Annotated in this window: 4 protein-coding genes; 1 reads left to right on the top strand and 3 read right to left on the bottom strand. The window is 44.7% G+C overall.

All coding sequences use genetic code 11. The annotated features are described in order from the left end of the window. Window positions 1–3,075: DUF4347 domain-containing protein (locus tag QZ918_RS27455; protein WP_293340831.1), on the bottom strand; the 3,075-nt coding region annotated here is incomplete at its 3' end. 337 nt (window positions 3,076–3,412) lie between these two features. Further along, window positions 3,413–4,462, bottom strand: coding sequence for a lysylphosphatidylglycerol synthase transmembrane domain-containing protein (locus QZ918_RS27450; RefSeq protein ID WP_293340828.1), 1,050 nt, complete (start codon window positions 4,460–4,462; stop codon window positions 3,413–3,415). Window positions 4,463–4,565: 103 nt separating this feature from the next. Between QZ918_RS27450 and QZ918_RS27445 the strand changes: the two genes are divergently transcribed. Continuing rightward, window positions 4,566–6,602: a S8 family serine peptidase gene (locus tag QZ918_RS27445; RefSeq protein WP_293340824.1), complete on the top strand. Its 2,037-nt coding sequence runs from the start codon at window positions 4,566–4,568 to the stop codon at window positions 6,600–6,602. A 160-nt stretch (window positions 6,603–6,762) separates the two neighbouring features. Here QZ918_RS27445 and QZ918_RS27440 read toward each other — a convergent pair whose 3' ends face one another. After that, entirely contained in the window at window positions 6,763–7,242 is a 480-nt protein-coding gene (locus tag QZ918_RS27440; protein ID WP_293340821.1) for a hypothetical protein, read from the bottom strand. Window positions 7,243–7,391 lie beyond the last annotated feature (149 nt).

The following is a 7,391-nucleotide window of genomic DNA, read 5'->3' as shown; positions in this document are numbered from 1 at the left end:
CGGAGTTGGAGTTGGAGTTGGTGTCGGAGTCGGAGTTGGAGTCGGAGTTGGAGTTGGAGTTGGAGTTGGAGTTGGAGTTGGAGTTGGAGTTGGAGTTGGTGTTGGTGTTGGCGGATTGACGGTAATATTCACGCGATCGACATCTGTTTGAGCACCGCCTAATTCCGGGGCACCATTATCCTTTGTCGTCAAAATCAACGTATCCGTACCAACAAAATTCGGATTGGGCGTATAAGTTAAACCATCTAAAGCAGCATTAATATCACCCTGTTTCCCCGTATAAATTAGGATGTTGCTGCCATTCCCCGATCCGGTAACTCCCGTCAGCGACTTGAGTGTCAGAGTACCACTGGTAACACTGAGATTAACTTCAACTAACTCGCTATCTGCATCCGAGACAGAGATACTATTGCTGTTGCTAGCAGAGAAGATGCGAGGACTATTTTGAGTCGTCGTTTCTTTGCCAGTATCGGTAGTAATGTCAAGACTCCAACTAGCAATATTTCCTGGAATAGTAGCACCGGATGCCACACCATTCTCTTGGCTGGCATCAACTGCATATAACTTCCAGGCACCATTCGGGTTAGTTTTGTTAAAAACAGAAAGAGTTGAACCGTAAGGCCCTTCTGGTGCTCCTGTCGGCGTACCGGGCGGTAAAGCTAAGGAATAAATATCGCGAAAACCGTTTGGTGAATAGTTCGTTGGTTTGTAAGTTCCTGAAGCAATATTTGGTAGCGACGTTGGAAATGTAGAACCAAGAAAAGAAGCAGCATTATCATCAAACTTCAGTGTGATGTTGTTAAGCGGTGCAGATCCTACCTGAGACATTAACACTACATTTTGTCCCTGTGGGCCAACTAGCAACAGATTAATTACCTGTGATGCTGAATAAACCCCATCCGAAGTTTTGACATTGTTGATAGTGGCCGTAATACTGTCTACATTTCCCGTCACGCCTGAAACGTCAATAGCAGAGGGATAAGGTGTCGCTAAAACGTTATAATTAGGTATTCCTCCGCTGTTGAGCGTAATGTTGTTAGGGTTAGTTGTGGTAGTAGTTGTTCTTCCCGGTATTGAATTAATCGGAGATTGATTGCGACGGGAAAATTCCGATGTATCGCCTGTGGTTTTGTTTGTAGCAGTAGCAGCGAGAACTGATTTGCCTGCTACTGGAGTGTAGGCGAAGTTGATATTAGCATTGCCAGCACTATCTGTAGTAACATCTTGGAAACCTAGAAAAGTTTCACCTTGACCTGCACCTGCGGGGTCATAACTTTTATTAGCAAAGAATTCGACGCGGAAGTTATTGTTAGGAGTGCTGTTGAGAATGCCATTGACTGTGTTGCCGCTAACTGAGGTCAAAACCGGAAAATTTTGCAGGTTGTTGCTGCCTTTATCCGCATCACCCACATCGTTGGGAGTCACGCCAGTATTACCGATTAAATCAATGCCTAATCGTTTGTTATTAAAAATGCTATTGCCTTGAATCGTTTGGTTGCTGATATTTCCATTGATTTCAATACCGCTGCCCTTGTTGTTCGCAATGATATTCGCTGTTCCGGCTGCGGTTCCACCAATGACATTATTATTAGGATTGGAACTTCGATCGAGGATCATAATGCCATTACCCTCGTTGCCTAAATCTCTTGTACCCGTGGTATCAGTCCCGATATAATTGCCCGTAATTGTGGTATTTGTTGCTGCTATTTTAGCAGCAAATATGCCTCCTAAAGTACCATTGCCAGAAATGACGTTGCGCGAGATAATAGTGCCTGTGATAGGGTTAGGTGTGGGATTCGGTATGAAAGGATTGCTGCCAATGTTGATTCTAATGCCGCCCATAGTATTACCTACAGCAGCAGTACCGCTAATATCAGTGCCAATGTAGTTATCTTGAATGGTATTGTTATTAGTATATACCAAAATGCCAAAGCCACCAAAGCCGTTTGCTGCTTTTCCAAATCCATTAATAACTAATCCCTGAATTGTGCTGCCATTAGAATCTTCCTGACCCCCAAAAGAACTCCGGCTCAATTCTATACCATTAGTACCAATCCAGCTATCAACACCACCAACTTGTACTAAACTGCCATTGAGTTCGATAATTGGTTTGCCTGCATATCCTGGTTGAGATTTGCCATCGATAATAACTGGGCTGGTGATGACAGGTAAGGCTTGATTGACAAGGGTAATCGTATGAGGCCCAGTGCCGGGAATGTTAAAGTTAATTCTATCTAATCCGGGATTGAAATTGGCTTGTTGAATCGCATCTCGCAGAGAACCCGTACCGCTATCAGAAGTATTGGTAACGCTATAAGTAGCCAAAACAGACGCATAATTTTCCATTGCGTCTGACTCGAATGCTAGGGGTGATTTGATGTTGCCGATTTTTGTTTCGAGTTCCCAATTGCCGCCTAATTTGGCACTACCCGTGAGATGCTTGGATGCAGCGATATTTGCACCAGTGAGGGATGCAAGACGGTGGAGGAAGAGTTCGCCGGAGGTTGAAACCCCAATTTCATAGCGAAAGTCCTCTGAATAGGAATGAAGAATTTGATTGTTTTCAGTCGGTTTTAACCGACTTTCGCTATGAGACAGGGAATTAATTCCCTGGCGGAGTTTCGGGCAATCGCGAGATTCTGCTGCTACATTACAACCATAAATCAAGATATCTGCATCAACTGTTAAGGCGCGCCGCCACTGCTGCAATTGCTTGCTATAAACTTCGAGGTTATCAATAGATAGTCTGGTTTTACCGAGTTGCAAGCTTCCGGGTTCGCCGTGGGAAACTAGATGAAGGCTGTCAATATTAGTGCGATTCGCTAAGACTTTGCTAATTTGTTCGACTCCATCTCTCTCGGAGTCGAGAATTATTGCTTCTACTCCCGATTTCACTCGATCCAGGAGTGTTTGATGGTCTGTTACTGCTGCATCGATAAATACTATTGTACTGGGTTGATTGGGTCGATCGCCCTTTTCGCCAATCTTTCCCTCGCCCGCCTTGAATTGATTCGCAATTTCGTGAAGCGAAGCTATCCCGTAGGGATTTGTTCGTCCTGATAAAACTGGTATCATGGCTGTGCATCCTCTGGCATCAAGTTAACAATTTTTCATAAATCCAGGACTAGCACACCCCAACTCAAAAAAACCGTTGATTTGACGGTACAAATACCTAAAACTGTGAGATTTCTGAGAAGAACTCGGTTTGTTTGCAAGTCTTAAATTTATTGATTCAGACTGTATTTTTGTTGGCTTTGTTTCTTAACGGCTCAAACAGATTTTTTGACAAAATTTTTGGCTGAAGTCAACTATAGCCAGCTTACTTACGTAAGCCCAAAGTCTTAATAAAAATACATATTTTTGACTCCGGCTAGTTGGGGTAAATCCACTAGTCGGATCTATTATTTTCCATTCATTTATTTCCCCGATCGCGCCTCCTGTCAATTTTCGCCAACACAGCACCGGAAACATCCGCCAAAATACTGATAATCCGATACAAAGCCACCGCACTCAAAATTATACCCACAGAAAAGCGATCGTCCAAAAGGGCGATCGCCGTTGCTTCAAATACTCCCATCCCTCCAGGCGCACCCGGTACAACTAAACCCACAACAAACGCAAAACCAAAAGCACCGAACAAGTTGGGAATATCGATAAAATTTACCGGATTTAAAGCCATTATCGTTAGGAAAAAACCGCTGCCCCGCAATCCGATAAAACAGATTTGTCCGATTAACGGGATTAAAGGATAGCGTTTAATTGGCAAATTATTTTTTCGCTTATCCTTGACATTAGATATTTTTTTAGTTAGATTGGAGCTAGACTCTAAAGGCGAAATTAGTCGATCGCCCCCAGCATCTCCAACCTCGGAATTTTCGCCCTTGTTCTTGGATAACTTCAAGCGCTCTACAAATAGGACGATCGGATTTAAAATTCGGGGATGAATGGCTATTAAAATAGCAGCACAGCCGACAATTCGCAAAAAAACATCGATTTGCTCAAAACAAATCAACCCAATCAGCACGCCCGCAGAAGCCATCAGCAACGGTTCCAGCAAGACGCTGAGAGTAGCAGCTTTGGGCGCAATCCCTGCCTTTTTGGCGTCCGAGATGCGACCCCAAAAATGCCAAATATTCCCCGGTAAATACTTGGCAATATTAGTCTTGAGAAAAACTTGAATCGCCCAGGCGGCATTGACAGGTTGGCGGAATTCGCGCAAAATCAACATCCACACCCAGCCCACAAAAATTAGAGACAGTAACGTGACACCAACCGCGATCGCCAATAACGGAAAACTTTCGGCTCTAATTCGGATATTAGCGACTTCTTGCCAGTGAGTTACAAAAGCTTTGGCAATAAATAAAAACGTGCCGCCCAAAATCGCATAGCGCAAATAAGGCTTGAAACGCGCTTTGGCGACATTGAAAAAATTCTGAATTCGATGCAAGTGTTGTTTTCCCATTTTCCGATCCTGATTAATGAATTTGGGATTGTAGATTTCTTAAGGACAATTTCATGTTTTGAATCTAAAATTTAGATTGATTTTATCTAAGGAGTAAATTTCTATGCCCGGCCCGAGCCCTGACGGATTTTCCTATCTTTTAGATGATAGCCCCAATAGTTTCGCATTAACTCCAGGCTTTTTGACTCCTTATCCTAACGGACTTTTTGCCCTCGGAGGTAATGATTTTATTGTCGGTGCCTCGGATGCCGATCGCCTCAGCGGTGATAATGGTAACGACAGACTCCTCGGCGGTGCCAATTCCGATACTCTCTTCGGTGGTGTCGGCAATGACTTGCTTAACGGCGGTGCCGGCAATGACTTCCTGTTTGGCGGGAAGGGCAGCGATACCTTGCAAGGAGGTAGGGGAGACGATAGCCTCAACGGCGGCAACGGTAGCGACGTTTTAACAGGCGATGGAGGCAAAGATACGCTGACAGGGGGTTTGGGCGCAGATACCTTTGTGCTTCGCAGCAACTCTCCAGTCTCGGATGTGGCTGTTGCAGACGCGATCGCCGACTTTAACAGTTTTGAGGATGCGATCGGACTAACAGACAATCTTACCGAAAGAGACCTCATTCTAGAAACAGTTTCGGGCACTCCCAATACAGTAATTAAAATTCGCCAATCCGGCGCTATTCTAGGCTTAGTCGCCAACACATCACCACAAAACCTCAGCGGTAAGTTCATCTCTGCAAATCCCGGATCGGGCAACCAACTCAGTCAAGCCCGAGATTTAGGCGTTTTGAGCAGCAATCAAACCATCGCCGACTCGGTTAGCAACGCCCGCCCAGACAACCTTTACCGCTTTACTTTGCCTGCGGCTAACGACTTTAAATTAACTATCAGCGGTTTTAGTGCCGATGTTGATGTGGATGTGATTAAAGATATTAACGGCGACAATTCTATTGACTTTACCGATATTATTGCTTCTGCTAAAGAACCCGGTTTATCGCCAGAGTCGATCGATCTCAAAAATTTGGCAGCCGGAACATACTTTGTCCGAGTTTATCAAAAACAAGGCAATACAAATTTTACTCTAAATATATCTGCAACTCCTGCAAATATTGTTCCTAACAATCCCAGCAACTCGACGGGTTTTGACTCTCGTTTTGGGTTTGGTTTAGTGAATGCGGCGGAGGCAGTTGCGAAAGCTCAAGGTGTGCCAACTTTTCCCGATGTTCCCGACTTGGGCGGTGACGAGTGGGGCAGAGACTTAATTAAAGCTCCTGAAGTTTGGGCGAAGGGCTTGACTGGAGATGGCCTTGTCGTAGCAGTTATCGACAGCGGCATTGACTACAATCACCCGGATTTAACAGGGAATGTTTGGAGCAATGGCGGAGAAAATGGCGTTGATGCCGCAGGTAGAAATAAAGCTAATAACGGCGTAGATGATGATAACAATGGTTTTGTAGATGATGTGCGGGGATGGGATTTTGCCAACAACGATAACGATCCGATGGATGATAACGGCCACGGCACTCATATCTCGGGTTTAGTTGCTGCTAAAAAGGATGGAGTGGGAATAACTGGAACAGCTCCGACTGCCAAGGTTATGCCTTTGAAAATACTCAATAGCACAGGAGTAGGCAGAATTATAGATGAAATTAGCGCAATTAATTACGCGGTGGCAAATGGTGCGAAAATTATTAATGTGAGTTTTGGCGGTCAACAGTTCAACGATCGCGAATTGAGCGCGATTCGAGCGGCGGAAGCTAAGGGCGTGGTGGTGATTTCGGCGGCAGGAAATGATGGTCGCCCGGATGTAGATTATCCGGCTAAGTTTGCGAATGAGGTTGGAATTGCTGTCGGTGGTGTTACCCGCAACGGCTTGTTTGGTGATTATTCTAACCGGGCGGGAGCTAACACAATTAGTTATTTTGTCGCTCCGGGCGGCGACGGCGGTAGGGCTGATGCTGGGGACGTTTATTCAACTGTGCCGCTGTCTCAACCGGGGATTCCCTATCGATATTTTGCGGGTACTTCGATGGGAGTGCCGCACGTATCCGGGGTAATAGCTTTGATGTTGCAGGCCAATCCCAGTCTGACTCCTGCTCAAATTAAGCAGATTCTGGCGGAAACGGCGAGTCGATCGGTTTAAACTCGATTCAGTTCGTAGTGAGGACTTCAGTCCTTCCTCATAACAATCTGAAGAAGGACTAAAGTCCTGACTACGAACCTATAATAAAGTTTGTAGTGAGGACTTCAGTCCTTCCTCATAACAATCTGAAGAAGGACTAAAGTCCTCACTACGAACCTACTTAATAATTGGCGGCGTAAGTCAAGTCAAATTGACGGCACAGAGTGATGCAGCAGTAGCCTGGTCGATCGAATATTAACTCATAATTCATCTTGCCATCTATTTTGGTAATCGGCTGCTTTAAAGGGATGCCGTGAATGTCGTATTGGCGGCGTTCCAAGGCACTCCAGTCGATAATTTTGATATCGATTTGGTTCTGCAACTCACTAGCGATCAGATATAAGTGCATCTTGTCTTGAACTTTCCCAGTCAGGGGAATTTTCATTAACACTGACTGAGTGACAAGGGGTTTTTGATCGTTGGGATGCTTTTGAGTGTGGCAGTTGTTGAGTTCGATATCGTAAGGTTCTACCTTAAATTTCTCTCCGTTGGCGATCGCAGACGAGTGTAAGTCTTTCAGGGATTTTTCTAGGTGAGGAATCAGCCCTAAGTCTGGATCGCACAGCAGTTTGCGAATATTGGATGTTTCAGTGACTGTCATTTTAGATTTTTGATGTTATGTTTGTGATTCTTAAATTATAGCTTACCGCGAAAAGTAATTCTGTTCTACTATACTTGCGACATACAGCACTTCTCAAAAAGATGAGGTATGTTGTTGGGCTTCAGCCCTCTTTGAATTTGTTGTATAGC

Origin of the sequence: Microcoleus sp. CAWBG58, assembly GCF_020883045.1 — a bacterium.
In the GTDB taxonomy this organism is placed as follows: Bacteria; Cyanobacteriota; Cyanobacteriia; order Cyanobacteriales; family Microcoleaceae; genus Microcoleus.
Note: the sequence above shows the minus strand (reverse complement) of the source record. Positions and strands in the feature narration are given on the sequence as shown.

Coding starts and splice junctions, on each gene's coding strand:
- QZ918_RS27440 (WP_293340821.1), bottom strand. CDS start 7,242: ATGACAGTCACTGAAACATCCAATATTCGCAAACTGCTGTGCGATCCA.
- QZ918_RS27450 (WP_293340828.1), bottom strand. CDS start 4,462: ATGGGAAAACAACACTTGCATCGAATTCAGAATTTTTTCAATGTCGCC.
- QZ918_RS27445 (WP_293340824.1), top strand. CDS start 4,566: ATGCCCGGCCCGAGCCCTGACGGATTTTCCTATCTTTTAGATGATAGC.